Annotated in this window: 34 protein-coding genes; 15 read left to right on the top strand and 19 right to left on the bottom strand. The window is 65.9% G+C overall.

Going from position 1 to position 26958, the window contains the following annotated elements:
* Positions 1–8: 8 nt before the first annotated feature.
* From HNQ08_RS19360 to HNQ08_RS19350, 3 genes are all read right to left on the bottom strand, one after another.
* Entirely contained in the window at positions 9–1268 is a 1260-nt protein-coding gene (locus HNQ08_RS19360; RefSeq protein ID WP_184135876.1) for a tyrosine-type recombinase/integrase, read from the bottom strand.
* Between the two features lie 565 nt (positions 1269–1833).
* On the bottom strand, positions 1834–2445 hold the full coding sequence (locus HNQ08_RS19355; RefSeq protein WP_184135874.1) for an SOS response-associated peptidase: 612 nt from the start codon (positions 2443–2445) through the stop codon (positions 1834–1836).
* Positions 2445–2717, bottom strand: a complete 273-nt coding sequence (locus tag HNQ08_RS19350; protein WP_179163906.1) for a hypothetical protein — start codon at positions 2715–2717, stop codon at positions 2445–2447. The genes HNQ08_RS19355 and HNQ08_RS19350 overlap by 1 nt, the downstream gene beginning before the upstream one ends.
* A gap of 150 nt (positions 2718–2867) precedes the next feature.
* Between HNQ08_RS19350 and HNQ08_RS19345 the strand changes: the two genes are divergently transcribed.
* Positions 2868–3038 (top strand): hypothetical protein, encoded by a 171-nt coding sequence (locus HNQ08_RS19345; RefSeq protein ID WP_179163907.1) that lies wholly within the window; start codon positions 2868–2870, stop codon positions 3036–3038.
* A gap of 1 nt (position 3039) precedes the next feature.
* Here HNQ08_RS19345 and HNQ08_RS19340 read toward each other — a convergent pair whose 3' ends face one another.
* The 8 genes from HNQ08_RS19340 to HNQ08_RS19305 form a co-directional block, all read right to left on the bottom strand.
* A complete protein-coding gene (locus tag HNQ08_RS19340) occupies positions 3040–4215 on the bottom strand; it encodes an MFS transporter (RefSeq protein ID WP_184135872.1) in 1176 nt (391 codons plus the stop codon).
* A complete protein-coding gene (gene arsN2, locus HNQ08_RS19335; protein WP_184135870.1) occupies positions 4212–5195 on the bottom strand; it encodes an arsenic resistance N-acetyltransferase ArsN2 in 984 nt (327 codons plus the stop codon). Before arsN2 ends, HNQ08_RS19340 begins: the two co-directional genes overlap by 4 nt.
* Positions 5189–5668 (bottom strand): MarR family winged helix-turn-helix transcriptional regulator, encoded by a 480-nt coding sequence (locus HNQ08_RS19330; RefSeq protein WP_184135868.1) that lies wholly within the window; start codon positions 5666–5668, stop codon positions 5189–5191. Before HNQ08_RS19330 ends, arsN2 begins: the two co-directional genes overlap by 7 nt.
* A gap of 108 nt (positions 5669–5776) precedes the next feature.
* Complete coding sequence (locus HNQ08_RS19325) at positions 5777–6496, bottom strand: metallophosphoesterase family protein (protein WP_184135866.1); 720 nt, start codon at positions 6494–6496, stop codon at positions 5777–5779.
* Positions 6493–6915 carry an arsenate reductase ArsC gene (locus HNQ08_RS19320; RefSeq protein WP_184135864.1) on the bottom strand — a complete coding sequence of 141 codons (423 nt, stop codon included), beginning with the start codon at positions 6913–6915 and terminating at the stop codon, positions 6493–6495. Before HNQ08_RS19320 ends, HNQ08_RS19325 begins: the two co-directional genes overlap by 4 nt.
* Before the next feature lie 159 nt (positions 6916–7074).
* The gene (locus HNQ08_RS19315) at positions 7075–8382 is read right to left on the bottom strand and encodes an arsenic transporter (RefSeq protein ID WP_184135862.1); all 1308 of its coding nucleotides are present in this window, start codon (positions 8380–8382) and stop codon (positions 7075–7077) included.
* A 4-nt stretch (positions 8383–8386) separates the two neighbouring features.
* Positions 8387–8857, bottom strand: coding sequence for an arsenate reductase ArsC (locus HNQ08_RS19310; RefSeq protein ID WP_184135859.1), 471 nt, complete (start codon positions 8855–8857; stop codon positions 8387–8389).
* Between the two features lie 4 nt (positions 8858–8861).
* Positions 8862–9182, bottom strand: a complete 321-nt coding sequence (locus HNQ08_RS19305) for an ArsR/SmtB family transcription factor (protein ID WP_184135857.1) — start codon at positions 9180–9182, stop codon at positions 8862–8864.
* Positions 9183–9358: 176 nt separating this feature from the next.
* Here HNQ08_RS19305 and HNQ08_RS19300 point away from each other — a divergent pair, with 176 nt between their 5' ends.
* The 4 genes from HNQ08_RS19300 (at position 9359) to HNQ08_RS19285 (ending at position 11967) form a co-directional block, all read left to right on the top strand.
* Entirely contained in the window at positions 9359–9544 is a 186-nt protein-coding gene (locus HNQ08_RS19300; RefSeq protein ID WP_184135855.1) for a hypothetical protein, read from the top strand.
* Positions 9545–9612: 68 nt separating this feature from the next.
* A complete protein-coding gene (locus HNQ08_RS19295; RefSeq protein ID WP_184135853.1) occupies positions 9613–10170 on the top strand; it encodes a DUF305 domain-containing protein in 558 nt (185 codons plus the stop codon).
* Positions 10171–10195: 25 nt separating this feature from the next.
* Positions 10196–10882: a winged helix-turn-helix domain-containing protein gene (locus HNQ08_RS19290; RefSeq protein WP_184135851.1), complete on the top strand. Its 687-nt coding sequence runs from the start codon at positions 10196–10198 to the stop codon at positions 10880–10882.
* Entirely contained in the window at positions 10879–11967 is a 1089-nt protein-coding gene (locus HNQ08_RS19285) for a sensor histidine kinase (RefSeq protein ID WP_184135849.1), read from the top strand. Before HNQ08_RS19290 ends, HNQ08_RS19285 begins: the two co-directional genes overlap by 4 nt.
* A gap of 18 nt (positions 11968–11985) precedes the next feature.
* Here HNQ08_RS19285 and HNQ08_RS19280 read toward each other — a convergent pair whose 3' ends face one another.
* The 4 genes from HNQ08_RS19280 to HNQ08_RS19265 form a co-directional block, all read right to left on the bottom strand.
* The gene (locus HNQ08_RS19280; RefSeq protein WP_221284310.1) at positions 11986–12504 is read right to left on the bottom strand and encodes a DUF305 domain-containing protein; all 519 of its coding nucleotides are present in this window, start codon (positions 12502–12504) and stop codon (positions 11986–11988) included.
* 73 nt (positions 12505–12577) lie between these two features.
* A complete protein-coding gene (locus HNQ08_RS19275; RefSeq protein WP_184135847.1) occupies positions 12578–13015 on the bottom strand; it encodes a four-helix bundle copper-binding protein in 438 nt (145 codons plus the stop codon).
* 200 nt (positions 13016–13215) lie between these two features.
* Complete coding sequence (locus HNQ08_RS19270) at positions 13216–13635, bottom strand: hypothetical protein (RefSeq protein WP_184135845.1); 420 nt, start codon at positions 13633–13635, stop codon at positions 13216–13218.
* A 54-nt stretch (positions 13636–13689) separates the two neighbouring features.
* On the bottom strand, positions 13690–16206 hold the full coding sequence (locus tag HNQ08_RS19265; RefSeq protein WP_184135842.1) for a heavy metal translocating P-type ATPase: 2517 nt from the start codon (positions 16204–16206) through the stop codon (positions 13690–13692).
* Between the two features lie 170 nt (positions 16207–16376).
* On the opposite strand from HNQ08_RS19265, the gene HNQ08_RS19260 reads away from it, so the two are divergent.
* The 4 genes from HNQ08_RS19260 to HNQ08_RS19245 all read left to right on the top strand — a co-directional run bounded on the left by HNQ08_RS19260 (position 16377) and on the right by HNQ08_RS19245 (position 19761).
* Positions 16377–16586 (top strand): CopZ family metallochaperone, encoded by a 210-nt coding sequence (locus HNQ08_RS19260; protein ID WP_184135840.1) that lies wholly within the window; start codon positions 16377–16379, stop codon positions 16584–16586.
* Positions 16587–16597: 11 nt separating this feature from the next.
* On the top strand, positions 16598–16930 hold the full coding sequence (locus tag HNQ08_RS19255) for a metal-sensitive transcriptional regulator (protein WP_280527614.1): 333 nt from the start codon (positions 16598–16600) through the stop codon (positions 16928–16930).
* A 64-nt stretch (positions 16931–16994) separates the two neighbouring features.
* Positions 16995–17231, top strand: coding sequence for a glutaredoxin family protein (locus HNQ08_RS19250; protein ID WP_184135838.1), 237 nt, complete (start codon positions 16995–16997; stop codon positions 17229–17231).
* Positions 17232–17289: 58 nt separating this feature from the next.
* Positions 17290–19761, top strand: a complete 2472-nt coding sequence (locus HNQ08_RS19245) for a heavy metal translocating P-type ATPase (RefSeq protein WP_221284309.1) — start codon at positions 17290–17292, stop codon at positions 19759–19761.
* Between the two features lie 482 nt (positions 19762–20243).
* Here the strand turns inward: HNQ08_RS19245 and HNQ08_RS19240 are convergent, their stop codons facing one another.
* Together HNQ08_RS19240 and HNQ08_RS19235 are read right to left on the bottom strand one after the other, a co-directional pair.
* Entirely contained in the window at positions 20244–20402 is a 159-nt protein-coding gene (locus HNQ08_RS19240) for a helix-turn-helix domain-containing protein (protein WP_184135835.1), read from the bottom strand.
* Between the two features lie 84 nt (positions 20403–20486).
* The gene (locus tag HNQ08_RS19235; RefSeq protein WP_179163916.1) at positions 20487–20753 is read right to left on the bottom strand and encodes a metal-sensitive transcriptional regulator; all 267 of its coding nucleotides are present in this window, start codon (positions 20751–20753) and stop codon (positions 20487–20489) included.
* Positions 20754–20814: 61 nt separating this feature from the next.
* On the opposite strand from HNQ08_RS19235, the gene HNQ08_RS19230 reads away from it, so the two are divergent.
* The 5 genes from HNQ08_RS19230 to HNQ08_RS19210 all read left to right on the top strand — a co-directional run bounded on the left by HNQ08_RS19230 (position 20815) and on the right by HNQ08_RS19210 (position 24602).
* On the top strand, positions 20815–22209 hold the full coding sequence (locus HNQ08_RS19230; RefSeq protein ID WP_184135833.1) for an MBL fold metallo-hydrolase: 1395 nt from the start codon (positions 20815–20817) through the stop codon (positions 22207–22209).
* A gap of 159 nt (positions 22210–22368) precedes the next feature.
* Positions 22369–22686 carry a rhodanese-like domain-containing protein gene (locus HNQ08_RS19225; RefSeq protein ID WP_184135831.1) on the top strand — a complete coding sequence of 106 codons (318 nt, stop codon included), beginning with the start codon at positions 22369–22371 and terminating at the stop codon, positions 22684–22686.
* Positions 22683–23489 (top strand): sulfite exporter TauE/SafE family protein, encoded by an 807-nt coding sequence (locus HNQ08_RS19220; RefSeq protein WP_184135830.1) that lies wholly within the window; start codon positions 22683–22685, stop codon positions 23487–23489. Before HNQ08_RS19225 ends, HNQ08_RS19220 begins: the two co-directional genes overlap by 4 nt.
* 67 nt (positions 23490–23556) lie before the next feature.
* A complete protein-coding gene (locus HNQ08_RS19215; protein WP_184135828.1) occupies positions 23557–24132 on the top strand; it encodes a YeeE/YedE family protein in 576 nt (191 codons plus the stop codon).
* Complete coding sequence (locus tag HNQ08_RS19210; protein WP_184135826.1) at positions 24129–24602, top strand: DUF6691 family protein; 474 nt, start codon at positions 24129–24131, stop codon at positions 24600–24602. Before HNQ08_RS19215 ends, HNQ08_RS19210 begins: the two co-directional genes overlap by 4 nt.
* 255 nt (positions 24603–24857) lie before the next feature.
* Here HNQ08_RS19210 and HNQ08_RS19205 read toward each other — a convergent pair whose 3' ends face one another.
* Positions 24858–25364, bottom strand: coding sequence for a hypothetical protein (locus HNQ08_RS19205; protein WP_184135823.1), 507 nt, complete (start codon positions 25362–25364; stop codon positions 24858–24860).
* A 286-nt stretch (positions 25365–25650) separates the two neighbouring features.
* Between HNQ08_RS19205 and HNQ08_RS19200 the strand changes: the two genes are divergently transcribed.
* The gene (locus tag HNQ08_RS19200; RefSeq protein WP_184135821.1) at positions 25651–26364 is read left to right on the top strand and encodes a hypothetical protein; all 714 of its coding nucleotides are present in this window, start codon (positions 25651–25653) and stop codon (positions 26362–26364) included.
* Between the two features lie 103 nt (positions 26365–26467).
* Here the strand turns inward: HNQ08_RS19200 and HNQ08_RS19195 are convergent, their stop codons facing one another.
* Entirely contained in the window at positions 26468–26932 is a 465-nt protein-coding gene (locus HNQ08_RS19195) for a hypothetical protein (protein WP_184135818.1), read from the bottom strand.
* Positions 26933–26958: the final 26 nt, after the last annotated feature.

The raw sequence follows: 26958 nt of genomic DNA, 5'->3' as shown, positions 1-26958 counted from the left end.
TGAATGGCTTAATCCTCGGAGTCCTCGGAGTCCTCGGTGTTCTTGGGGTCCTCGGGGTCCTTGGAGTGCTTGGTGAGGTCGCTCAGGTCCAGGGCCCAGACGTCATGTTCATCGGGGTACACGGTGCGGTAGAAATCAGACGTAGTGCTGGGACGGGCGTGCCCCAGCTTCTGGCTGACGACTTCCATCGGCACGCCAGCACGCAGCATCAACGATGCATATGTGTGGCGCAGCACGTGATTGTTGACCACCTTCTTGATTCCTGCCTCAGTGCCGAAGCGCTTGAGGTGGCGCAGCAGAACGTCGGGATAGAGCCGGGTCCCGCAGAGGGCCGTGAACACGTAACCGCTGTCGATCCAGGGCCGGACACGCGACTTGGCCTTCGCGTGGCCCTGCATGGGTCCAGGGAGCAGGGCGTCACGTTCCTGGGCCTGGATCGCCCGCTGACGGCGCAGACAGTCCACCGCCTCCGCGGTCAACTTCAGCGGGCGCGCGCTCAGCGGACTCTTGGTCGCGTCCACATCCGCCTTTCCGTTCACGACGACCACACCCTCCTTGATTCGGAGCGTGCCCTTGTCCAGATCGACGTGCTCCCACTTCAACCCGCAGACTTCCGCGCGCCGCAGCCCCGTGTGCAGGAAGAATTCAAAAATAACGCCCCAGCGGCTTTGCCGCAGGACCGGGAGCAGCCTGTCCACCTCTTCCGCCGTGAGGGCCTTGTCAACGACACCGTCACCAGGCTGACGGCGCGGCAGGGTCGGCCGGATCCTGGACGCCGGATTTTTATTGATCAGATCCAGCCGCAGGGCGTGCTCCAGCGCCGCGTGCAGGACGTTGTGCACCTGACGCTGGGTGTCCCCGAGGCGCTGGGTGGTCAACGCGTTGTACAGCGCCTGCAGGTGGAGCGCCGACAGCTTCTGCAACGGGATCTGACCGATCTGGGGGTTGATGTGCAACTCGATCAGTCGACTGTAGTTGTGCATGGACTTCCGGGCCAGCCCGGGCCGCTTGGTCTCGAGCCAGGTGTTCAGGTACGCCGTCATCGTCACTCGGCTGGGTTCTGGCAGGTTGCCCTGTTGATGATCGGCATTCATCAGATCGATCGCCCGCTGGGCCGCTGGGCGGCTGGACGCGGTGCCCGTCCTGGTATACGGGGTGCCGTCGGATCGGCGCAGCGTAATGCGCCAGCGGTACTTTCCGCTGGGCAACTGGTCAATGCTGCCCCTTCCATTCTCCTTCTTTGTCGCTTTTGCCTTCTTGCGAGGCATGGTGCCCTCCTTCGGTCTGGAACGGGATACGTTGGCCACTCCTTACGCAGTCGTCTGGTTGTCGTCGTGACGCGCCATCTATGCTGCACTACTGGTTCTGTGGCTCCTGCCGTGAAAACAGGCTCGCCATGTTCCCCGACTGCCCGCGATATCGCTTTGGACCTGCGCTGGGCGCACCATTTTTCCGTATCGGCCTTGCTGCAAGTCAGACGACCTCGGGGCCTTTGCGCATCTCGGCAGACCGTGCGCTTGCGTTCCTCTAGAACCTGCCCCATGCCACGCCTGCCATCTCGTCCGCGCCCTGGCACGGCAACCTGCGCCGGGACTCCCCCGTCTCGTGTCTCCCCGTTGTCCAGATGGACCCTGTCTGGAACGCGGCATGTGGACTCCAACGCGATCGGGCCACCACCACGGAATCGTATGTGCTGGGCACTTGTCGATGAAGCTCGTCATTCGGGTTTGCAGCACACCGTTCGCGGAAGCCAAGGACGCTGCTGTTCGCGTTCACTACGGGCAGGAGAGAAGTGCGCCTGGCTCCAGCCTTATCTAACCGCCCCCACCCTGCTCAGACGGGGGTGACGGTCAGGATGCGCGGCGGCCAGCTGGTCAGAACGGCGGCGCGGGCCTGGTGCGGGGGCGCATCCAGCCACGCCTCAAGGTCCTTGCTCAGCAGCAGGGCCGGCATCCGGTCATGCACCTCCACCAGATCCGGCGTCGGTGGCCGGGTCACGATCGTGCAGCTCTCCAGCGGCCCATCCGGCGTCATGGTGCGATTCCACAGTCCGGCCACCAGCAGTGGCCTTGCATCCTTCCGGGCGATCCTGACCAGGGTCTTGACCCCTCCACGGACCGGCCACTCCCAGAAGCCCGCCAGCGGGATCACGCAGCGCTGGCTCTGGAAGGCCGCCCGGAACATGGGCTTATCTTCCAGGCTCTCCACCCGGGCATTGAAGGTGGCGTAGCGCTTGGCCTCGTCCAGCGACATCCGGGCCGGGACCAGGCCCCAGCGTCCATAGGGAGCCTCAAAGCCTCCTTGAGCGCGCCGCACGAAGCGAAGCGGATCCGTGGGGCGCACCTCGTCGCGCCGGATCTGTGGCTCCCAGCCCAGCGGCCCGAACAGTTCGCCCAGTGTGCCCCATGCCCGGGGTCCGAAGTGATCGTCAGCCCGTCCGCACATCAGCCGGCGGCCCCCAGATCCGGCCACACCGCCTTGGAGAAGGCGGCCTCAATGCGCGGAGCCAGGTCACGTCGCGCCAGGCGCAGCTCGGCACGGCCCCACAGCCCACAGTAATGGGCCAGCGGGGAGCGCAGGGGCGTGGTGGCCATCCTGAGCATCAGCCGGCCACTGTGGTCCTCGCCCAGACAGCGGCGGAGCTCAGTGACGCCCTTCGGGTCTGCCTCCCAGTCGGCAGGCACCACCAGGAGCAACACCGGCTGGGGAACGTCCATGACGGCAGCCTAGGCCTGAGGGTGTCACGGCACTGTGACCGACTGGCGAGGTCAGCACTTTTGCCTGAAGGCTTCTAACGAAGGTTGAGAGTCTGGCAACCCGACTGCAGCGCTGGGAGATCCATTGCTCAGACGACACTCGTTCTCTGGATGGTCAAGCCATCAAACGACGCGGGGCTGGTCACAGCTGAGCAGCGCGGCAAGAACATCTACTACTCCCTGTGTGAAGCCCGCCTCTTCCAGCTGGGGGGCCGGATGCTCACCGAGGTCTTTCATGATCCGGTGCGTTACGCCCACGAGGACGCCTCGCTCTGCGAGTGACTCAGACAGGGATCAAGCCACGGTGCGGGGCGCGCAGCAGGGCCCACGCGGACAGCGCTGCCATGAACGTCAGTCCCCACAGCGAGGGCAGGTAGCTTCCACTCGAGCTGAACAGCAGGCCCACCCCGAACGGGGTCAGTGCCTGGGCCAGGTTGACCGGCGCGGCCAGGCGCCCATTCACGGTCCCGAAGAGCCGGGCGTCATAGAGGCCCAGCAGCAGTTCGGTGCGGGCCAGGGTGAGGGCCCCGTTCGCCAGGCCGAAGAGCGTGATGGCGACGGCAGCAGGCCACACCGAGGAGGTGGTGGCCAGCAGCAGTGGCCCGAGGCCCAGCAGCACCAGCAGCGCGGCCGTCAGCCGGTGAATGCCGAGCGCCCTCAGCAGCGGCCCGAACAGCACTCGGCCGGGCAGGGCCGCGAGTCCCATCAGACCCGCGAGTGCGGCCGCGACCGCGGGCGCTTCTCCCCGCGCGAGGAGCAGGGGCGCGAGCTGAAGACCGGTGCCCACCGAGACGACGCGCGCCAGGGTGAAGCTCAGCGCCAGCTGACGAAAGGCCGGGTCCGGCGCAAACGGCGCCGACACGGGGCGTGCGTGGGGCTCTCGCGTGGCGGTCCGGGGCAGCACGCTCCAGCCCAGCCCAGCGGTGAGCAGCAGCAGGCCCGCGAGGATCCCGAGGGCCACCGTCAGCCCGCCGACCTGGAGGCCAGCGCTGGTGAGCGGCACGAAGATGGTGCTCGCCAGCCCGGCGATGAGCGTGATCGTGAGGGTGGCGCGCCGCCGGTCGGCAGACTGGAACTGCTGCGCCACCACCGTGAACACGGGCTCGTAGAACGTCAGGGTCATGGCCACGCCCACCAGCATCCAGCACACCACGAAGCCCGGGTAGCTGGGCTGCAGGCCCATCAGGATCAGGGCAGCGGCGCCCAGGACGGCGCCGCCGCTGATCAGCGCCCTGCCCCCGACGCGGTCGACCGCGCGGCCGACGACCGGGGCCAGGGCCGCGTTGGTGAGCAATGCGGCCGTGAAGGCCAGGCTGGTCTGGGCGCGGCTCCAGCCGGTGGTGTGCTCGGTGGCGACCGCGAGCAGCGGCTGCGCGTAATACAGCGCGCCGTACCCGGCAGTCGAGAGCAGCGCCAGCGTCCAGATCAGGCGACGCTGGCGGGGGAACGGGGAAGTCACTGCAGGCTGATGGGGGCCTGGGGCACGCAGCAGCCGCTGTTCGGTGCGCAGCCTTCACCCTGCGCCTCGGCCACCGGCAGCCCGCAGGCTTCCCCGGCCTTGCACTGCACGCCAGGTGTCCGCAGGTGGACGATGGTTCGCCCGGCCTGCTCCTCGACGTGGCTGACGTGATATTGCAGCGCAGGCGAAGCGTCGTTACCGTACTCGATGCGAACCTCGGCCTCGTTCCGCACCGGGATCCGGCCCGTGACGCGGTCGTAGATGGCGAGGAACTTACGTGCGGTCATGAAGCCGCCCTCGGCGTCCTGGGCGCTCCCGTCCATCAGCTGGATGATCGTTTCGCGCCAGGTGGCTGCCTTGCCGCCGCAGTCCATGGCCTCGATGGTGACGGCCTTGACCTCGGTCACGTGGTAGCCGGGGCCGATGAGCGGTGAGCCATGCAGCCAGAACTCCAGGGGCCGCTGGGGCTGGGAACGCAGGTTCGAGATCAGCGTCTGGGTCTGGGTGGGATCGGTGATGCCGGGAATGGTCTGCAACTGGGTCATGGAATGCTCCTTGAGCACGAGGGACATCAGTGAAGCGGACTGGGGGCAGGCATCCTGGAATTCACGGGACGCGAGCAGTGCCGCCGGGGCCGCTGAGCGGGGCACCGGTGTGAAGCCGAAGCGTGGAAAGTAGGTTCCGGCAGTGGTCGTGAGCAGATAGATCGCCTCCACGCCCTGTGCGCGGGCCGTGTCCAGTACGGCGTCCACCAGCTGCGCGGCGACGCCCTGCCCCCGAGCGGACGGCGTTACAGCCACGGAGCGCAGCAGGCCGACAGTGCCGTGCCTCTCAAGACCAGCAAGACCGAGCAGGCCGCCATCTTCAGCGAGGAGAACACCGCCCAGGTGCTCCTCAACTCCGGCCGTGGGCAACCCGAGGGCAGTGAGCAGCCTGACGATGGCGGGCAGGTCGCTGGACACAGCGTGACGGGTCAGCATCCACAGCCCCCGTCTCCATCGAGTTCGGCCTGGAGGGCCTCACTCAGGCTGGACAGCACCCGCAGGGCGACGGCTTGTTCTGCGGCCGGTAGACGGGCCAGGACCCGGGCGGACTGGGTGTTGAGCTGGGCGCCCAGATCCTGGGCAGCCTGGTGCCCGGTGGTGGTAAGACGCAGGAGCAGGGCGCGGCGGTCACCCGGGTGGGGGGCCTTCACCAGTCGGCCCTGCTCCACCAGGTCGTCGGTGCTGCGGCTGAGCCAGGCCTTGTCGAGATTCAGGGTACGGGTCAGCGCGGCGAGCGTCTGGTCGCCCTCGCGCTCCAGGGTGGTGAGGATCGCGCACTGGGTGGCGGACTGCACGTCGCAGCAGGCAAAGTTGCGCTGCTGCAGGTCTGTGAACAGCCGCGTCACGGTGCGGAGCAGAGCGCCCGGCTGACTCACCTCCACTGCTTTGTTGTCTTTGACAACGGTCATACCCAGAGGGTACGCTTGCCTCGTTTAGTTGTCAAGGTCAACAGTATCAGCCATCTGTTCTGCAACGTCCATGACGGCCACCGCGGCGGCACAGACCCTTCATTGCGGTCATTCCGTCACCTGTCCCTCGCGCAGCTGCGCCGCTTCCTTGCTGCCGTGATAGGCGTGTTCCTGGGCCCATCTCGCGGCCGCTTCCGCGTCGTAGGCCACGCGCTGAAAGGTCACGCTCCAGGCGTCTCCCCCCCCATCCAGCAGCACCCAGCGCGCCAGGGGCGATCCATCCTTTTGTCGGCTCACTGCTCCGGCGTTCACCACAGTCAGCGGCCCGAGCTGCCGCACATGCTCCAGGTGAGAGTGGCCCACAACGATGACTCTCGCTTGCCCAATGTCGCCGAGCCGCTCCCGCACGGCGTCGTCACCCGCCCAGCTGTCTCCATCGCGCAGCAGGTAGGTCCAGGCGCTGTCCGGTGAGCCGTGCGCGGCCAGGACCATCCCATCCGCCAGCGTCACGCTGGTCGGGAGGGCTGCGACATACGCCCCAGCCCGCTCCGGCAGGACGCCGTGCAGCCACTCCAACATGCTGCGCTTGGCCGTGGTCGCGGTCAGTTCCTCACCCAGCCTCTCGTCGGTGTTGCCCCGCACTTCGAGAACACCATGCCGGGCCTTCAGCGCTTGCTGGAGCGCCCACGCGCCAGCTGGATCCGCGCCGCCGAACAGCTGGTCACCGAGATTCACCCACGCGTCTGGCTGGTGGTGCTCGATGTCCTGCACGACGGCGTCCAGCGCGAACCGATTCCCGTGAACATCTCCGAACACGGCGATCCTCATGCCTGAGCCTCCACCCACTGCCGGACCTGTGCGTCGATCTGGTCCCGCACCCGGCGGAAGACCGCCAGTCGGTCCTCTTCGGTGCCCGTCGCCACGGCGGGATCTTCGAAGGGCCATGCCTCCCGGCGGAGCGCGAAGGGAAAGATCGGACAGTTGTGTTCAGCCCGGCCACACACGGTCATCACGTGGGTGAAATGCTGCCCCAACAGTGGGGTGGTGCCCTTGGCGTAGAGGTGGTCGGTCGAAAACCCCCGTTCGGTCAGGACCTGGCGGGTCAGGGGGTGAACCTCGCCCGGCTCCAGGCCCGCGGACTGGACCTCGAAGCGCTGCTGGCCGTGGTGCTCGAGCAGCACCTGGGCCATCTGGGAGCGGGCGGTATTGCCGGTACAGATGAACAGCACACTCGGACGTTTCGTCATTTCCAACCTCCAGCACTCGGGCAGTCCGTCACGGACCGCCGCGTGCAGCGTGAGTAGCGCCAGGCCACGCAGCGGGGCATCCCTGGGTGGTGGGCGCACTCAAGCAGGATCAGTCCGGCGTCGCCCAGCGCGTGGTCCATGACCGTCCCCCGGTCCATGTCAGGCACCCATGCCCAGCCGCAGGGCCAGTGCGGCGAGGGTGACGAGCAGCACTGGCAGGGTCAGGACGATGCCCACCTTGAAGTACTGGCCCCAGCTGATCCGGACCCCCTTGGTGGCCAGCACATGGAGCCACAGCAGCGTGGCAAGACTGCCGATGGGCGTGATCTTGGGCCCCAGGTCATTGCCGACGACGTTGGCGTAGATCATGCCCTGCTTGACCGCGCCGGTGGCGGACGACGCGTCGATGGCGAGCGCGCCGATCAGGACGCTGGGCATGTTGTTCATGACGCTGGCGAGAAAAGCGGTGAGGACGCCGGTGCCCAGCGTCGCGCTCCACAGACCGCCTGCGGCAAAGCGGTCCAGCACTCCGGCGAGCAGACCGGTGAGGCCAGCGTTGCCCAGGCCGTAGACGACCAGGTACATGCCCAGCGAAAAGAGCACAATCTGCCACGGTGCGCCCTTCAGGACGGCCCGGGTGCTGACCGTGTGACCGCGGGCCGCGACCACCCACAGCAGGCCGGCGCCCAGCACAGCGACGGCGCTCACCGGAATGCCCAGGGGCCCGGCCGCGAAGTACCCGATCAGCAAGACCACCAGGACGATCCAGCCCACCCGGAAGACGTTGTGGTCGCGGATGGCGGCGGCCGGCCGTTCCAGCGCTGCCAGGTCGTACTGCGCGGGCAGGTCGCGGCGGAACATCACGTACAGGACGCCCAGGCTGGCCAGCACGGCGGCGAGATCGACGGGCACCATGACGCTCGCGTACGCGCCGAAGTTCAGGTCGAAGAAGTCCGCACTGACGATATTGACCAGGTTGCTGATGACCAGCGGCAGGCTGGCGCTGTCGGCGATGAAGCCGGTGGCGAGGATGAACGCGAGCGTGGCGGCCGGGCGGAAGCCCAGTGCAGTGAGCATGGCGAGCACGATGGGCGTGAGGATCAGGGCGGTGCCGTCGTTGGCGAACAGGGCACTCACGGCGGCGCCCAGGAGGATCACCAGCGGGAACAGCCGCGCCCCCCGGCCGCCCCCCCAGCGGGCGACGTGCAATGCGGCCCACTTGAAGAAGCCGGCCTCGTCGAGGATCAGGCTGATGATGATCAGCGCGACGAAAGTGATCGTGGCGTTCCAGATGATGTCCCAGACCACGGGGATGTCGGCGAGGCTAACGACGCCGGTGAGCAGGGCCAGCAGGGCGCCGAAAGTGGCGCTCCAGCCGATGCCGAGACCGCCCAGCTGCCATTTCAGTTTGGGCTGCCAGATCACGAGGACAAGAGTCAGCAGGAAAATCAGGGAAGCGAGCAGCATGGGGCTACTGGGCGCTCACGGCGGGGCTGTCGATATAGGTGGGGGGCACGTCGCGGCCGTCCCCCAGGGCCTGCACGAAAGCATCAAATCGGATCTTCAGCTGGTCCCGCACTTCGCGCCAGCGGTCGAGGCTCCCGCCGCTCGGGTCGACGAACGGGTAGTGACGGCGCTCGGTCTTGCCGGGGTAGACCGGGCAGGCTTCGGCCGCGCTGTCGCAGACCGTCACGACGTAGTCGAAGTTCTGGGCGTCAGGGACGTCCCAGAGGGTCTTGCTGGTGTGACCGTCGAGGTCCAGTCCGATCTCAGCCATGACGGTCTTCGCCTCGTCCTTGACCCGGGTGGCTTCCGTGCCCGCGGAGTGAACCTCCAGAGCCACACCGAGCCTTTGAGCCGCTTGGCGGGTCAGGGCTTCGGCCATCTGGCTGCGGGCGGAGTTGTGGGTGCACAGGATCAGGACGCGGGGTGGGCTGGGCATGGCTCTAGCATATCGAATTGCTTTGATGCACCAAGGCGGGGCTATCAGTAAAGATCTCGTTGAGCAGGGTGCCCCCCAGATGAAAGAGCGGTGCGTGTTGAAGGGTGTAATAGATGTTTTTTCCGCGCTGCTCGGAGCGGACCAGCCCAACTTCCCGCAGGATGCCCAGGTGGTAGGACACCTTGGACTGGGGCAGCGCCAGCAGCGCTTCCAGGTCGCAGACGCAGCGTTCGCCCTGCGCCAGATGCCGCACCAGGTCGTACCGGATTTCATGCGAGAGGGCCTTCAGCTGATCCAGGACACTGGGGGCAGTCTGCACAGTCATGCACCGATTCTATTTGATTGAGCTGCCCCTATTTGAGCCCAGCCGCTCGTGAGCCTTGGACGCGTCAATCCGCGTCTCGCTCTGTTGTGATGCCCCTGTGATCGCCGCCGGATGTGCACTGTGCGCAATCTGAGCGACCGCCTGAGTTGTCCGGCAGAAGGCGTACACAGGCGAATGTGTGGCAAGCTGGGAACCCGGGCGCAGACGACGTGCACCAGGGCGATGCTTGGGTGGCCTCCCCACGGCGGCAGCGTGGGCGGGCCACCCGCGAGCGGGCCAGGAGCGCCCTGACCGCGCTGCGTGAACAACTGGCCTGTCAGGCCCAAGACGCTGCAGTGGCGATGATGCGTGATCACATTTGAGCCGATGCCTCCCCATGCTCAGGCCCACGCTTTACACGCTTTTAACACGGCCCCCCCACGCTGATGGCATGAAACGGATCGCACTGCTGCTGACCCTGGGCCTCACGCCCCTGGCCCACGCCCAGATGACCATGCCTGGCATGAACCACAGCACTACCATGAACAGCAGCCTGGACACGCTGAAGGGTAAAGCGTTCGACCGCGCCTTCCTCTCCATGATGATTGTTCACCACCAGGGTGCCGTCGACATGAGCAAGACGGTTCTGAACAACGTCAAGGACTCCCAGGTCAAGAAGTGGACCGCAGACATCATCGGCGTGCAGCAAAAAGAGATCGGCCAGATGAACACCTGGCTGAAGACCCTCGGCGGCGTGGACAAGAGCATGCAGACCGCGATGACGGGCGAGATGAAGGGCATGATCACCGCGCTCAAGGCCCGCAAGGACAGCGACCGTGGCCTGGTGGAAGGCATGTTGCCGCACCATGCCAGCGCCATCGACATGGCGAGCCTGGCCCTGCAAAAGAGCAGCGACGCGCGCGTGCTGGGCCTGGCCCGCGACATCGTCCGCACGCAGGCCAACGAGATGTACGCTTACCGCCAGTGGCTGATCAAACGCGGGCTGTAAGGCTCAGGAAGCATCGGAGGCGGCCATGGCCCGTGTCCTGATCGTCGATGATGATCCGGCCATCCTGGAAATCCTGCACGCCTACCTGAGCGGCGAGGGCCACGAGGTCTTGCAGGCGTCCAACGGCCATCAGGCCCGCGATCTGCTGCCGCGCGCAGACTTGGCGATCCTGGACTGGATGCTGCCCGGAGTGAGCGGTCTGGATCTGGCCCGCGAGGCGCGGGCCCTGGGGCTTGAGCTGCCCCTTCTGATGCTGACCGCGCGCGGCGAGGAGGAAGACAAGCTTCGCGGTCTGGATCTGGGCGTGGACGATTACGTGGTCAAGCCGTTCAGCCCACGCGAGGTGGTGGCCCGGGTGCGCGCCCTGCTGCGCCGCGCCGGCGTGCGTCACGAGATCCGCAGCGGCGAACTTGAGCTGGATCTGCGAACCCGTCGCGCCACGCTGGCGGGCCAGCCGCTGGACCTGTCCAAGCTGGAATATGACCTGCTGGGCACCTTCGCGCAGCATCCCGGGCTGGTCTGGACCCGCGAACGGCTGCTGGAGCGGGTGTGGGGTCCTGACTTTCCGAGTACCGCGCGGGTGGTGGACGTGCATGTCACGGGGCTGCGCCGCAAGCTGGGCGACGACGCCGACGCTCCCCGCTTCATCGAGACGGTGCGCGGGGTGGGCTACCGCTTCATGGAAGCCCGGGAAGGGGGTGAGGGTGGTTGAAACTCTACCCCCGACTGTTCCTGTCTCACCTGCTGGTGATCTGCATCGCGCTGGGCGCGGTGCTGCTGATCAGCGAGGTGATGGCTTCCGCCTTCATTCGCCACCACGTCGAGCAGATGATCACGCTCATCGGCCCGGACGGCGCGTCCCTGCGCCCGGATCTGGAGCGCGGGGTGCGACGCACCTTGAACGCAGCGCTGCTGGCCTCGTTGCCCCTGGCGCTGGTAGTGGCGGCCCTCACGGCGCTGTTCTCGGCGCGGCGGGTGGTGCGGTCCGTGGAACTGCTGCGCGACGGCAGCCACGCCATCGCCACCGGCAACTACGAGCGGAGGTTGCCGGAAGAAGGCCGGGATGAACTGACCGACGTGGCACGTCACTTCAACCGCATGGCCGCTGCCCTACAGCAGGTGGAACAGGGGCGGGTGGAACTGATCTCCAACGTGGCGCACGAACTGCGGACGCCCCTCTCGGCGCTGCGTGGCTATGCCGAGGCCATGAAAGACGGCGTGATGACTCCGGAAGCTGTTTCCGGGGCCATCCTGCGCGAGACGGCCGCGATGGAGCGGCTGGCCCAGGACCTGAGCGTGGTCTCACGGGTGGAGGCGGGAGCGGTGGAGTTGCATCCCAGCGACTTTGCTACCGCCGCGTTGATCGCCGACGCTTTTGAGCGCTTCGCAGGCGTGTACGAGGAACGTGGCGTGGCACTGGTTCGGGCTGAGGCTGTAGATCTTCCCCCCATCACGGCAGACTTTGAGCGGGCCTCGCAGATTCTGGCCAACCTGCTGGGCAACGCCCTGCGGCACACGCCACATGGGGGTCAGGTGACGCTGGGGGCCGAGCGCCACGGCGGCGACATGCTGTTCACGGTGGCCGACACAGGCAGCGGAATCGCTCCCGAACACCTGGAGCGCATTTTCGAGCGCTTTTACCGCGTCGATCCGGCGCGCACCCGGGGAGACGGCAGCGGGGTGGGGCTGACCATCGCGCGCGGTCTGGCGACCCGCATGGGCGGCAGCCTGACCGTACGTTCAAGCCCGCAGGGCAGCATCTTCATACTGAAACTGTTGGCGGCCCATTCCCACTAGGGGCGGCCAGCCTCCCTTCTATTTCTTGCCCTCCAGATCGCGAACCAACGCCTCCATCTCGGCGATCTCGCGGACCTGGGTCTCGATAATGCCGTCGGCCAGTTCACGCACGCGGGGATCCTTGATCTGGGCCCGCTTGCTGGTCAGGATGGCGATCGAGTGGTGCGGGATCATGGCTTTCATGTACGCCACGTCGCCCACCGTGGCCTGTGACCGGAGCAGCCACAGCGCCCCGGCGAACACGGCGACGCTGCCCAGAAAGATCCCCAGATTGACCCGGCGGTTCTTGTACATGTTCAGCATGTACCCGAGCATGATCACCGCCATCACAGCTCCCATGTAGACCGCCATGAACACGCGCGTCTCGCTGAAGTAGACGTGATCGAGTTGGTAGGTGTTCAGGTACATCAGGCCGTACATGATCACGGTGGAGGTGGCAATCATGGCCGCAAATCGGCTATAGCTGCCCCCCATTTTGCCCATCGGCTTTTCATCTGATCCCTGGGAAGCTCCCTGGCGGTTCATGGATTCGTTCATCGTTGACTCCTCGGCAGGGAAAACCGCCTGCCAGCGTAAGTTCTGTGGCAGACGGCGGCGAACTGCACCGGGTTCAGGCGCTCAGGCCATCGAGCATCTTCTGGCACGCCTGCTCGCAGCGACGGCAGGATTCAGCGCACACCGCGCAGTGCTTCATGTCCATTTTCTCGGCGTGCCCCTGGCACTCGTCGCCGCACGCCTTGCAGGCGGCCAGACAACTCTGGAGCTGCGCGCGGACCACGGCCATGTCCGGCTGGGTCTGACGGATCAGTGCGCGCCCGGTGGTGTCGCAGATGTCCGCGCAGTCCAGGTTCAGGCGGATGCAGTGGGTCAGGTGTCCGGCGTGTTCGGTCTCGCCCAGGCAGGCGTCAGCACAGGAAGTGCAGACCTGGGCGCACTCGAAACAGGCCTCGATGCATTCAGTCAGGGCGTTCAGATCGAATGGCGACTGGCCGCTCTGTGGATGGGTCTGCAGCATGCGGGTGATGGTCGAGCTGGCGTTCTGGGTCATGGAAAACCTCCGGAGAATAGGGCGAAAAGTGGTGTACGCGGACGTTCGCTTCTCATCGTGCAAGGTGGCGTGTTAAGCCTGTGTAAAGCGCCGCCTTCCCTCAACATCGGCTTAAGACGGTACAAGGCCCCCACCGACAGGGGGGCGGGCGACCACAAATAGGCCCCCTCGCAAGAGGGGGCCCATGCATGTCATCCGGCTCAGGTGCCTGAGCCCCCGGGTTCCAGACTTTCCCGGAGCCGCACCAGGAGTTCCTCGCCGCGCTCGTAGCCAGGCCGCATGAAGACCATGCCCATGTTGCTCCAGTCCTGCACCGCCGCAACTTCCTGGCCACCGTCGTTCAGCTTCAGGTGTGGGTACGCGCCGTACTCCACAAAGCAGTCGAATTCGGTGGCCACCTCCTCCAGGGCGAGGGTGCTCTGCTCGGTCCAACGCACCAGATACGGCAACAGGAACGCGGGCTTGCCGCAGGAGCCGCCCAGGCCCACCAGGGGCAGGCCAGCGACGGTGGGCACCTCATCACGCAGGCGAGCGCGTTCCAGGAAGGCCTGGCGGTCACGGACCAGGGCAGGGCCGGTCTTCAGGGAGGCAACGTAGGGGCCAACAGTGAGTTTGGTCATGGGGGTTCTCCTCAGGGGTGCGCGGGAAGTCAAAGACTTCCCGCGCAGATGGCTTCAGGCGTGGGCGGGCAGGGAAGGCTGGGCGGCGACGGCCACCGCGTCCGGCTTCAAGGGGGGCCGGAAGCCGCGCAGCCGCAGGGCGTTGGAGAGAACGAAGACGCTCGAGAAGCCCATCGCTGCCGCCGCGAGCACCGGGCTGAGCAGGAGGCCGAACGCGGGGTACAGCACGCCCGCCGCGACGGGAATCAGGACGATGTTGTACGCGAAGGCCCAGAACAGATTCAGCTTGATGTTCCGCAACGTCGCGCGGCTGAGCGCGAAAGCGTTGGGCACACCGCGCAGGTCGCCCGACATCAGGATCACGTCGGCGGTCTCGACGGCCACGTCCGTGCCGGTGCCGATGGCCAGACCGACATCGGCTTGAGCCAGAGCAGGAGCGTCGTTGATGCCGTCGCCGACGAAGGCGACCTTGTGGCCCTTCGCCTGGAGTTCCTTGACGGCGTCACTCTTGCCGCTGGGCAGGACTTCCGCCAGCACCTCGTCGATGCCCAGCTGGCGAGCGATGGCCTGCGCCGTGCGGGCGTTGTCACCGGTAATCATCGCGACCTTCAGGCCCATCTGGTGCAGCGCGTTCACCGCCTCCTGACTGCCATCCTTGATCGGGTCCGCGACGGCGATGATGGCCGCGAGCTGACCGTCGATGGCGGCGTACAGCGGGCTCTTGCCCTCGTCGCCGAGCTGCTGGGCCTGTGGCCCGAAGACGTTCACGTCCAGCCCCAGCCGGGTCATATACCGGTCGGCGCCCACCTGCACCAGGCGCCCGTCCACATTCGCTTCCAGGCCATAGCCGGGCACCGCTTCAAAGGCCCCAGGCTTCACGGTGGTGATGCCCTCGCGCTTCGCCGCGTCCACGATGGCCCGCGCGATGGGGTGCTCGCTTTGCTCTTCAGCGGCCGCGACCAGCCTCAGGACGTCATTGCGGTTGAAGCCGGTGGCGGTCACCAGATCGGTCAGTTCTGGCCGCCCCTTGGTCAGCGTGCCGGTCTTGTCGACCGCGACCACCTGCACGTCCTGAAGGCCTTCCAGGGCGCCGCCCCCCTTGAACAGCACGCCCAGCTCCGCGGCCTTGCCGGTCCCGACCATGATGCTGGTGGGCGTCGCCAGACCCATGGCGCAGGGGCAGGCGATGATCAGCACCGCGACCGTCGTGATCAGGGCGAAGGAGAGGGCGGTCTGCCCACCGAGGAGCAGCCACAGCAGAAAGGTCAGCGCGGCGATGCCCAGCACGACCGGGACGAAGACCGCGACCACCCTGTCGGCGAGGCCCTGGATGGGGGGCTTGCTGCCCTGGGCCGTCTCGACGAGCTTGATGATCTGCGCCAGCGCGGTGTCGGCGCCGATGCGCGTGGCGCGGAAGGTCAGGGCGCCGTTCTGGTTGATGGTGCCGCCCACGACGCCCGCGCCCTCCTGCTTGCGAACCGGGACGGGTTCGCCCGTGATCATGCTCTCGTCCACGAAGGAGGTGCCGCTGACGACTTCGCCGTCGACCGGGATCTTCTCGCCAGGCCGAACCGAGATCAGGTCGCCCACCAGCACTTCGTCGGTGGAGAGTTCGAGTTCCTGGCCGCCCCGGACCACGCGGGCGGTCCTGGCTTGCAGGGAGAGGAGCTTTTTCATGGCCTCGCTGGAACGGCCCTTGGCGATGGCCTCGAAGTACTTGCCCAGCAGGATCAGCGTGATGACGACGCCCGAAGCCTCGTAGTACACGTGCGCGGTGCCTTCCGGGAAGATGCCGGGGGCGACCGTGGCCACCAGGCTATACAGGAATGCGGCCGAGGTGCCGATCATCACCAGGGCGTTCATGTCAGGGGATTTCATCTTCAGGCTTTTCCAACCCAGGCGGTAGAAGCGCCGCCCGGGGCCGAACTGGATCGGCACGGCGAGCGCCAGCATCACCCAGTTCAACGTCCCCATGACGCCATCGCCGAAGGTGGTCATCAGCCAGTCGTTCACGGCCGGGATCAGCATCGGCACCATGGCGATCAACATCAGGGGGATGGCGAACGCCGCGCTGAACATGACCTGCCCGCGCAGGTGGGTGACTTCCCGCGCACGCACTTCGCGTTCCTGGTCCTCGCGGCTCAGGCCAGCCTGCTGCTCGAGCACCTCGTATCCGGATGCCCGAATGGCGGCCTTGAGCTGCCCGGGGCTGACGCTGGAGGGCAGGTAAGCGATGCTGGCGCGTTCGGTGGCCAGGTTGACGGTGGCATTCAGCACGCCGTCGACTTTCTGAAGGCCGCGTTCGACCCTTCCGACGCAGCTGGCGCAGGTCATCCCCTGCACGCCCAGTTCGATGTGGCTGACGACGGGTTCGTAGCCGACATCTTTCACTTTGTCCAGCAGGATCTGTGGGGTGGCGACCGCGGGATCATAGGTGACGGTGGCGCGTTCGGTGGCCAGGTTCACGTTGACGCTCTCGACGCCTTCAACCTTCTTCAGTCCGCGTTCGACTCTGCCGACGCAGCTGGCGCAGGTCATGCCCTGCACGCCGAGTTCGATGGTCTGTGTCATCGTTGCTTCCTCCTATCCCCCCAGGGAGGATCTTCGCTCAAGAATTTATAGACCTAGGGGAGGGGGATTGTCAAGAGATGATGATATCTGTGCGAGAGACACAGAGTTTTGAATGTATTAATCTTGACACCCAGGGGGGGAGGGTCTATCCTGATGTCAGGAGGAAGACCATGACCAAGATTGAACTTGACATCACCGGCATGACTTGCGGCCACTGCCAGGCCGGCGTGACCAGGGCCCTCAAGGGCGTTCCCGGTGTGACCGACGCTCAGGTGGACCTGAAGACCGGCAAAGCTGTTGTGAACGGCGATACTGAACTACAGCAGCTAATTGAAGCCGTCGTCGAGGAAGGCTACGGCGCTCAGATGGCGAACCGCTAATGGCCAGGGAGATGACCGCTGAGCTGCCGGACGTGACCCTCCCGGAGGGGGAGCACTGCCATACGGGCCACACCCTCTGCATGCCAGAGGACAGCCGCAAGCGCGCCGCGCGTCGTCTCGCCATCGCCCGTGGGCACCTGGACAGCATCCGCCGCTCTTTGGAAGACCCGGACGTGTACTGCGTGGACGTCCTGCGGCAGATCAAGGCCGTGCAGGGCGCACTGGATGGTGCGGCAGGCGTGATCCTGCGCGGCCACCTCGAAGCGCATGTGGCGACCGCCGCGACCCGTGGCGACGAAGCCGAGATCGTCGACGAACTGATGGAAATCTTCAAGTACGTCTGATCCCGCCCGGCACATCCTCGGGGGGTGGACGTGGGTCCACCCCCTTGTCCTTGAGAGGTTCCCCATGCCAGAGGTCATCCTGTACGCGACGCCCACCTGCCCGGACTGCCACGCCCTGCGCCTGTGGCTTGGTCAGCACGGCATTCCCTATGAAGAGCGTGACCTGACGGTCCCCGCTGTGGCGAACGAGGCAAAGGCGCGGTACGGCGTGCGCGTCGCGCCGATCACTGTCGTAGGCGAGCAGTTCTTTTACGGCACCTTTGACCAGCAGCGCCCAAAACTCGAAGCACTTCTGGCCTGACCCTTTGCAGGGTCTGAACAGCCCCAACCTACGCTGAACGGATGGGCAGGAGAGACGCATGACGATGCACGATCACAGCGGGCACCAGGGCCACCAGCCTGCACCAGCCGCTGTCCTTGAAGTGGCGTTCAAGAACTGCCATGACGCTTCGGAGTTCGCCGATCTGGAACGGAGCCTCGCGCGGGTCCCTGGCGTGACCTCCGTCCACATTGACCGCACCCGCGCGGTGGCGCACCTGGGGTACAACCCGGGACGGGCCACAGAAGCCGAGCTTCGGCAGTACCTGCATGAGGCTGGCTACGACTGCGCCTGCCAGGACTGCCTGCCGTCCTCGGCTCAGCCCGGTCACCCGGGTGCCGGCCAAGAGCACCAGGAGCACAGGACACCCAACCGCAGCGCGATGATGCATGACCAAGCCGCAGTGGGCCACCTGGAAGCTGCCGGTGGGCAGGATCCGCACGTTGCGGCCAGTCACGGCCCTCACGAAAGCATGACCAATGCCGGGCACAACGCGCACGCTGGGATGGACCACGACGAACACGCGGGGCACGGCGAGCACATGGTGAATGACATGCTCCGCCGCTTCGTGATCAGCCTGGTGCTGTCCATTCCCCTCGTCCTGTATTCCCCCATCGGCGAAACCTTCGGCTTTACGGCCAGGCCCCCGTTCGGGCTCTCGATGGCCTGGTTCGGCCTCTTGCTGTCCACGCCGGTCGTGTGGTGGGGCGGGTGGCCGTTCATTTCCGCTGCCTGGCGGGCGCTCAAGCGCGGCGAAGCGAACATGATGACGCTGATCGCCACCGGCGTGCTGGTGAGCTGGCTCTTCAGCGTGTATGCCACGTTCTTTCTGGGCGGAACCGAGGTCTTCTTTGAAGCCGCCGCGATGCTGACCACGCTGTCCCTGCTCGGGCACTGGCTGGAAATGCGCTCCCGCTTCGCCACCGGGCGGGCAGTGGAAGCCTTGCTGAAGCTGGCCCCGAGTACCGCCCGCGTGATGCGTAACGGGCAGGAGCAGGAGATTCCCCTCGAGCAGGTGACCGTCGGCGATGTCCTGGTCGTGCGCCCGGGTGACCGTGTGCCAGTCGATGGTGAAGTGGTCGAGGGCAGCAGTTACGTCGACGAGAGCATGATCACCGGCGAACCCATTCCGGTCGCGAAGAACGCGGGGGCCCGGGTGACGGGCGGCACGGTCAACCAGAATGGTGCCTTCCATTTCCGGGCCACCGCCGTGGGCGCAGATACTGCCCTGTCGCGCATCGTGCAGATGGTGCAGAACGCGCAGGCCAGCAAGGCGCCCGCCCAGCGTCTGGCGGACACGGCCGGCAAGTACCTGGTGTTCGTGGCCCTGGGCAGCGGTCTGCTGGCCTTCCTCGCCTGGTATTTCCTGGGAAATGAAGGGGTGATCTTCGCGCTGACAGCCGCGGTCTCGGCGATCGTGATCGCCTGCCCGGACGCCCTGGCCCTGGCGACGCCAACCGCGATCACCGTGGGAGTCGGGAAAGGGGCGCGCGAGGGCGTCCTGTTCAAGAACGCCACCGCCCTGGAAGCGACAGCAGGCGTGGACACGGTGGTGTTCGACAAAACGGGCACCCTGACGGAGGGGAAGCCCGCCCTGACAGACCTGTTGCCTGCACTGGGTGTCGATGAAATCGAACTGCTGCGCCTGGCCGCCGCCGCCGATCAGCCCTCGCAGCACCCGTTGGCTGAGGCCATCGTCAAGGGGGCTGAGGCCAGAGGGGTGATGGTCAGCCGACCTGAGACCTTCGACAGCATTCCCGGTTATGGCGTCGAGGCGACCGTTGAGGGCCGGCGGGTGTTGATTGGGAACCGCAAGCTGATGGGCCGGGAGGGCCTGGCTGTGGGGGCCTTGCTGGGCGAGGTGGACCGTCTGGCGGCCGATGGGAAGACGGCCATGTTCGTCGCGGTCGATGGCCAGGCCCTGGGCGTGGTGGCCGTGGCGGACACCATCCGGGATTCAGCGCGGCAGGCTGTTCAGGCGCTGCAGGCCTTGAACGTGAAGACCGTGATGCTGACCGGTGACAACCGCCACACGGCTGAAGCCGTGGCGCGGCAGCTGGGAATGGACACGGTGATCGCTGAAGTGTTGCCTGAGGACAAGGCGGCGAAGGTCCAGGATCTTCAGGCTCAGGGCCGCAAGGTCGCCATGGTGGGTGACGGCGTGAATGACGCGCCCGCGCTCGCGCAGGCCGAGGTTGGGATTGCCATCGGAGCCGGCACCGATGTGGCCGTGGAAACCGCCGACCTGATTCTGGTGCGCAGCAGTCCGGCAGACGTGGCCGGGGCCATCCACCTGGCCCGCCATGTGCGCGGCAAGATCGTGCAGAACCTGTTCTGGGCCGCGATTTACAACGTCCTGGCCATTCCCTTCGCGGCGGGGGTCCTGTACCCGAGCTACGGCATCCTGCTGCGCCCGGAGTGGGCGGCGCTGCTGATGAGCGCCAGCACCGTGATCGTCACGGTGAACGCGCTGATGCTCAACCGCGTGCGCCTTCCTGCCACGCGCGCCTGAAGAGCACTGAAAGCGGGGCGGGCCTCCGGCAGGCCCGCCCCGTGCGTCATTCAGGGGTCAGGCATGCTTTGCTCGCCTGTAGAACGCAAAATTCGGTGGTTCACGCTTCGCTGAGGATCAAAGGGAAGGCCAGCATCATCTGGCGGCGAGGCTGGGAGCTGTTCAAGCCTGGAACTCTGCCACCCGTTCTGACTGCGACCTCCACAGCAGAAGAGTTCGACAACACAAAGGGGGCAGGGCAGTCCATTCAACCGTTGCGGAAACGAAGGTTCAAGCGGTGCTTCGCGGCACATGACGAATTGCGGCTTCCGGCGTTGCGAAATCCTGTTGCACGGTGGCGTCAAGGGGCGATACGTTTTTGCGACCTCGCGGGCTGGAATTTTGGCCTTGTCAGATTCAGTCCATGGGGTGCAAAGAAGAAGGCGCCCCGGAGGCCGCCTTTGATGTTGTACAGAAGAGCGCGGTATGCGCCGGGTGTCCGCTTATGCGTCGGGCGCGGTCTTGAGATATGGGTAGACCGTGTCCCAGGTAATCCCGAAGTCTCTGGCAAGGCTGGCTTTCGACTCGCCCTTCTCGGCGCGCTGCCGCAGGTCTTTCACCTGGGCCGCAGTCAGGATCCTTCTGCGTCCCCCCCTGTACATCAGCCGGACGACCGGTGAGGGGGAAGCCCGACCAGCGAACGACCATCTTCACCACTCCACTGCCGGTCCGCCCGCCTTCTCGCCTTACCGAGCGAGCTTGAGCAGCTTCACGAGATTGGCAGGCTTTTCCTCGCGGGCCTGGCACATCTCCACGTAGGTCTCCAGAATCACGTCGCCAGTGGACTCAAGCGCACTTCTGACGCTGGCATAGAGCGTCATCACCTCCACGCAATCCTTTTCTTCCTCCACCATCTTCTGCAATCCCCGAACCTGCCCTTCCAGGCGGCGCAGACGGTTGAGAATCTTCGTCTTCTCAGCTTCACGGTCACTGATGGGCATCGTCGCAGTCATGCGGCCAGTATACCCCCCGGGGTATTTGACAGGATAGGGGAGGGGGGTATACGCTCTAGGCATGTACTTCCAACGCTTCTACGACACGGACCTCGCGCAGGCGTCCTACCTGATCGGCTGCCAGAAGACCGGCGAATGCCTGGTGGTGGACCCGGTGCGCGACATCACCCAGTACCTCAACGAGGCGAAAAGCCAGAAACTGCGCGTCACCCACGTCACCGAGACCCACATCCACGCCGACTACCTCTCGGGGAGCCGCGAACTGGCCAAGGCGACAGACGCCAGGCTCCTGCTCTCCGACGAGGGCGGTGAGGGCTGGCAGTACACCTACGACGACGGCAACCAGACCCAACTGCATGACGGCGACAGCTTCATGGTGGGCAACATTCGCATCCAGGCCGTGCACACGCCCGGCCACACACCAGAGCACCTGAGCTTTCTGGTCACCGATACTCCCCGTGGCGACACGCCGAGCATGATGCTGACCGGCGACTTCGTGTTCGTCGGCGACCTGGGCCGCCCCGATCTACTCGACGAGGCGGCCGGCGGTCAGGACACCCGCTTTGTCGGCGCCGGGCAGATGTTCGCCAGCCTGCGCGACAAGTTCCTGACGCTGCCCGATTACGTGCAGGTGTGGCCTGGTCACGGCTCGGGCAGCGCGTGCGGCAAGGCGCTGGGCGCGGTGCCCACCACGACTGTGGGTTACGAGCGGGCGCTGAGCTGGTGGGGCAGGCTGGTAGAGCAGGGCGACGAGGAAACCTTCACGCGGGAGTTGCTCTCTGGCCAGCCGGACGCGCCGCTGTACTACGGGCGCATGAAGACGGAAAATCGTGACGGTCCCGCTCTGCTGGGTCAGGTTGGAGCGCTCGCTGCGTTCAGTGCCACTGACGTGCGTCAGCGCCTCGAGGCCGGTGCCCGGCTGATTGATACGCGCAAGAAAGAAGAGCACCAGGCCACCGCGCCCTTGGGCAGCATCAACATCCCCGACGGCGGCACGCTGGAGACCTGGGCCGGGTGGTTGCTCAAGCCGGAACGCGAGTTCATCCTGCTCTCTCCTGCAGACCGGGCGGAAGCACTGCGCCGCAAGCTGTGGATGGTGGGCCTGGACCACATCATTGGCTTCATTCCCAGCGCTCTGGGGCTGGAGATAGCAGCCGCGCAGCCCATTCCCGCGACCGAACTGGGCTCGCATCCGGACGCCCTGGTGCTCGACGTGCGGGCGAAAACCGAGTACGAGGAAGGCCACATCCCCGGCGCCCGCCAGCTGCACGCTGGACGCTTGCCCTGGACGTTGGACACCCTGCCGCGCGACCGCGAGATCGTCGTGCATTGCCAGGGCGGCGCCCGGAGCGCCGCCGCCGCGAGCCTGCTGCGCGCCGAGGGCTTCGACGTGCTCGAACTTGCCGGGGGCTACGACGCCTGGACGAAGACGCAGACGACCCTCAAGACCGACTGAGCCCATGGTGCGCCAGCGGTCTGCGCAGCGCCCAGGCGACCCGGATTCTTACGACCGCTGGCCTGGACGCCCGCAATCTCGGCGGCGGCATCGCTGCATGGCGCGGCGCAGGTCTGCCCACAACATCCAGAAACTGAATGCTCCCCAGGAGACGAAGACATGAGCTACCAAGACATCTTTACCGCTGAACTCGAACCCAGACTCCGCGAGGGAGCCACCCTGTACGACGTCCGCGAGATCGACGAGTACGAGCAGGGCCATATCCCCGGCGCGATCAACATTCCCCTGTCCGATCTGCCCGCACGCGTGGGCGAGATCACCGCCCCCGCCGTGATCGTGTGCCTGAGTGGCGGTCGCAGCGCCCAGGCCGCCGCGTATCTGGACGCGCAGGGCGTAACGGGCGTGATGAACCTCTCGGGCGGCACCCTGGGCTGGATGCGTGAGGGCCGCGAGGTGAAGCCCGGCACCCAGCCGTGATCTTTGCCTGGATCGGGGCGATCCTGATCGGCCTGTCGCTGGGACTGCTCGGTTCCGGCGGCAGCATCCTGACCGTGCCGGTGCTGGTGTACCTCGTCGGTGAACCGGCCAAGCTGGCGATCACCGAGAGTCTCGTCATCGTCGGCGCGATCAGCATGGTGGGCCTGATCCCCCACGCCCGCGCCGGACGGGTCGCGTGGCGCAGCGTTCTGGTGTTCGGCGTCCCTGGCGTGCTTGGTACGGTGCTCGGCACCACGCTCAGCCACTTTGTCCCGGGGGTCGTCCAGCTGTCCATCTTCGCCGTCGTGATGCTGCTCGCCGCGATCTTTATGCTGCGGCCCCCCGTGGCGGGCCAGGCGCCGCGTCCCCCTGCCCCGGGCTGGACAGGCATCCTGGCGTCCGCCGGGCAGGGCCTGGGCGTGGGCATCCTGACCGGCCTGGTCGGTGTGGGCGGGGGCTTTCTGATCATCCCCGCGCTGGTTTTCCTGGGCGGTCTGCCGATCGAGCTCGCGGTGGGCACCAGCCTGGTGATCATCACCCTGAATTCCGCCACAGGCTTTCTCAAGCACGCCCTGGCCGGGGAGACACACCTGCATTGGACGCTTATCGGCACCTTCGCCGCGATCGGCATCCTGGGCAGCGCGCTCGGCACGCGGATCGGCACGAAGATCCGCGGCCCCGCGCTGCGCCGCGGCTTCGGCATCTTCCTGGTGGTGATGGGCGCGTACGTGCTCGCCACCAATGTGCCCCGCCTGCTGTCGCCCCCGGTAACCGCGCATGCGGCCCTCCCCCCAGCCCCCTGACCGTCCTCCCCCACGTCCCGGCCTGGAGCAAGTCTCAGTCCGGGTTTTGTTCTCCCGAGGTATTGCCATGATCGACCTGCTCACCGCACTCCGTTCCCCGCTGCCCTGGTACGTGGGGGGGCCCCTGATCGGCCTGACTGTCCCGCTGCTGTTGTGGCTCGGCAACAAGGGCTTCGGGATCTCTGCCAACCTGCGGCATGCCTGCGCCATCCTGCTGCCCGATGCCATCAAGCCCGGCTTTTTCCGCTACGACTGGCGCAAAGAACGCTGGAATCTGATGTTCGCGGGCGGACTGATCCTGGGTGGGATCGTGGCTGGTGCCCTGCTGGCCAACCCGGAACCCACCCGCCTGAGTGCTGCCGGCGCGCAGTCGGTGCAGGAGTTGGGCGTGCAGCTTCGTCCTGGTCTGGTCCCGGCGGAGCTGACTGACCTCTCCAATCCCGGCGTGTGGCTGCTGTTGGCCGTCTCCGGCCTGCTGGTGGGCTTCGGCACCCGGTACGGGGGTGGCTGCACCTCGGGGCATGCCATCACGGGCCTCTCCACCCTGCAAGTCCCCTCGCTGATCGCCACGGTGTCCTTTTTCGTCGGCGGCATCCTGAGCGCGAACGTCCTCCTCCCCCTCTTCATGGCGGTGATGGCGTGACCAGTACACCTCGGATTCCAGGCGTCCACAGCGAGCCTGCCGCCACCCGCACAGTCACCGGCCTGCTGGTCTACCTGCTCGCGGGGCTGTATTTCGGCGTGGTCCTCGTCAAGTCGGAGGCGGCCAGCTGGTACCGCATCCAGGAGATGTTCCGCTTCGAGTCCTTCCACATGTTCGGGCTGATCGGTTCGGCGGTGCTGACCGGAATGGTGGCCACCCTGCTCCTGCGCCGCAGTGGCCTGAACAGCCGGGACGGACAGACCATTCGCGTCACGGACAAGGAAAAGGGCTGGCGGCGGTACGTGTTCGGCGGCCTGACCTTCGGGGTGGGCTGGGGCCTGGCGGGGGTCTGCCCGGGACCGATCTTCACGTTGCTCGGAGCGGGGATCTGGCCCATGCTGCTGGTGCTCGCCTTCGCCCTGCTCGGCACCTATCTCTACGGCACCTTCAAAGACCGCCTTCCTCACTAGGGGAGTCACGCCTGTCGTGTGGCAAGAAGATCGCACCACGTAGTGTGGGGCTTTTTTCTTTGGTTAAAGGCGGAACGATCATTATTGATCTCGTCCGAACTTGGCACCGCTGGGGTCAGCGGGGGTCGTGGATCACAGGCGCTCATCTCGAACGAATTTCCGTAACTTCCGTTGTCGAATTGAGACGGCATCAATATAAGATGCCCAGATCCCCGCTCCTTCCAGACAGCGAGGAAGGAGCTGGCGGCGCTTTGCTCAGCGATCCAGAGCCTGCTCAGCCGGCCGGACAGGCTCGTTGCCGGCGAGGGCCGAATCAGCGGTGCCACCGGTGCCAGTGCGGCGGGTGAAAATTTTGCGGAGATACTCCGTAATTGTTTCCAGCTGCGCGGTCACGGTCTCCACCTGCTCAGCCATCCGTTCCAGCTGCTCAGCCATCGTCCCCTGACTGGCCTGCAACTCGTCCTGGCCGTCCTCCACGCGCGCGAGCGCCGTGTCCAGCGTCTCGAGGCGGCCCATCAGCTCAACCACGCTGGCCGGCGGGACCGGTGCGGTGTACGTGCCCAGCACGCGCTCCAGGGCTTCACGGAAGGCCATGCCGGGTTGCGCCAGAGCCAACGCCCGGGCGCTCTGCATGTCGGTCACGGTCTGGCTGTCGAGCCGCGTCTCGATGGTCTGCCCCGTGAGGTCAGAATAGGTGAGCAACCATTTGCGGACGACGGACGGATTCACGCCGAGGATCTCGGCCAATTCTGATCGAATCATGCCCTGACCGTAACTGGAGGGTCTGCGGTCCACCCGGCCGCGTCCTGCTCTGGGCTGGTGGTGTTGTCCAGCGGCGCGGGCTGGACAGGCCGGGCCCCCGACTGGGGACCCGGCCTGCGACACATGACGGATTTGTGCTGCAAATTCATAATCAGACCCAGGAGGGAGGCTGCGGCGCACAACGCCCGGGAGTACTCCAGCACGGGGCGCAGCGGCGCTGACGGGACGGACGTCAGGGACATTGCCTTCGCCTGGGTGACCAGCCCCCTGGCAGGGACGCTAGGGCATGACATTCATCCACGGCGCAACCCGCAAACGTGATATGCGCGAGATTCTCGGCGTGACCCAGGTCATGACTACCGTCCAGCTCCGGCGGCATGACCTGATGCCCCTGAGCCGCCCCCTCACGCTGCCCCAGCGGACCTACACGGTTGCCACGCGCAGCACCCAACAGGCCAGCCAGGTGGATTTGACTTTCGTCGCTTTGGACGAATCTATCCTGAGCCGGCACACGCCGGCGGAACTGGGCCACCTCGCCGGCCTGGCCGAGGCCTGGCTGCGGGTGGGTGATCCCAACATTCTGCAGGTCACCGGCCTCACCCAGCACCATGAGTGGCGCCTGGTGCAGCCCGAAGAGCGCCAGCAGGGCAGCCGCGACGCGGGGCGGAGTGGGCATCTGCCCGACGCGGCGATTCTGAGCCCGGTGGGGCCTGGCGACGACTGGGCGGTGGAGATGGACGCCGGCTACCCGCGCAACCGCAAGATTGAGAAAATGATGGGCTTCGCCCAGCAGGGCTACCGGCACATTGTGTGGGTGACGAGCGTACATGGTCTGGTCCGGCCCATCGTCCGCGAGATGCAGAGAATGCGCGACGACGACGAGTTGCCGGGCGTGGTGTCGGGTGCGGCGCTGTTCGTGGACTACTGGTCGGAGCGTGATCCCTATCGCCCCGGCCGCCGCTGCCACACCAAGTCGCTATTCGCGCACCGCGCGCTCTGACGGATGCACGATTACATGGTCAACAGATTTTTGAGAGTCAAAAGGCTTGTCTGGAACGCTTGTATCCCTATTCGCACATTGGATTTAATCGCTTGAGACTGTGTTAGAAGTCTTTGAGGAGATCGTTCAGGCGTTGCGCGAAGTATTCAACCGCTTGACTGGCAGGCAATTTCCGGTCCCACAAATCTTTCAGCGTGATCTTGTGGACGTGATCTGTTGCGAAGGAAGATTCAATATCAAGTCGCCTGAGATTTATCTCCCCTGCCTGACACCGAAATGTAATCGGGTGATTGCCTGGGTGAACTTCTGGGCTAGCGGGCCTCATTTGAACGACGTTCCCGTCCTTCCTCGACAGCAGGTCTGCCAGATTAAGCAGTTGTTGCTGCGTTCCAAAGCAACTGAAGTAGGTTGAGTGGTTGAATCCTTCGGCACGGACGCCCGATCGGCCTTCAATCAGCGCTTCATTGCCTTGGCGCCGCATGACGATGTGGAAGGCTGATTGTTGACCGGACTCCACTCCGGAAATATCGAACTCGGCCAGGTCTACGACGTGTTCAGAGAAGGACATGCACTCAATTTAGGTCAGCCGATGCA

The organism is Deinococcus humi, assembly GCF_014201875.1.
GTDB lineage: Bacteria > Deinococcota > Deinococci > Deinococcales > Deinococcaceae > Deinococcus > Deinococcus humi.
This window is presented reverse-complemented; position numbering and strand designations above follow the sequence as displayed.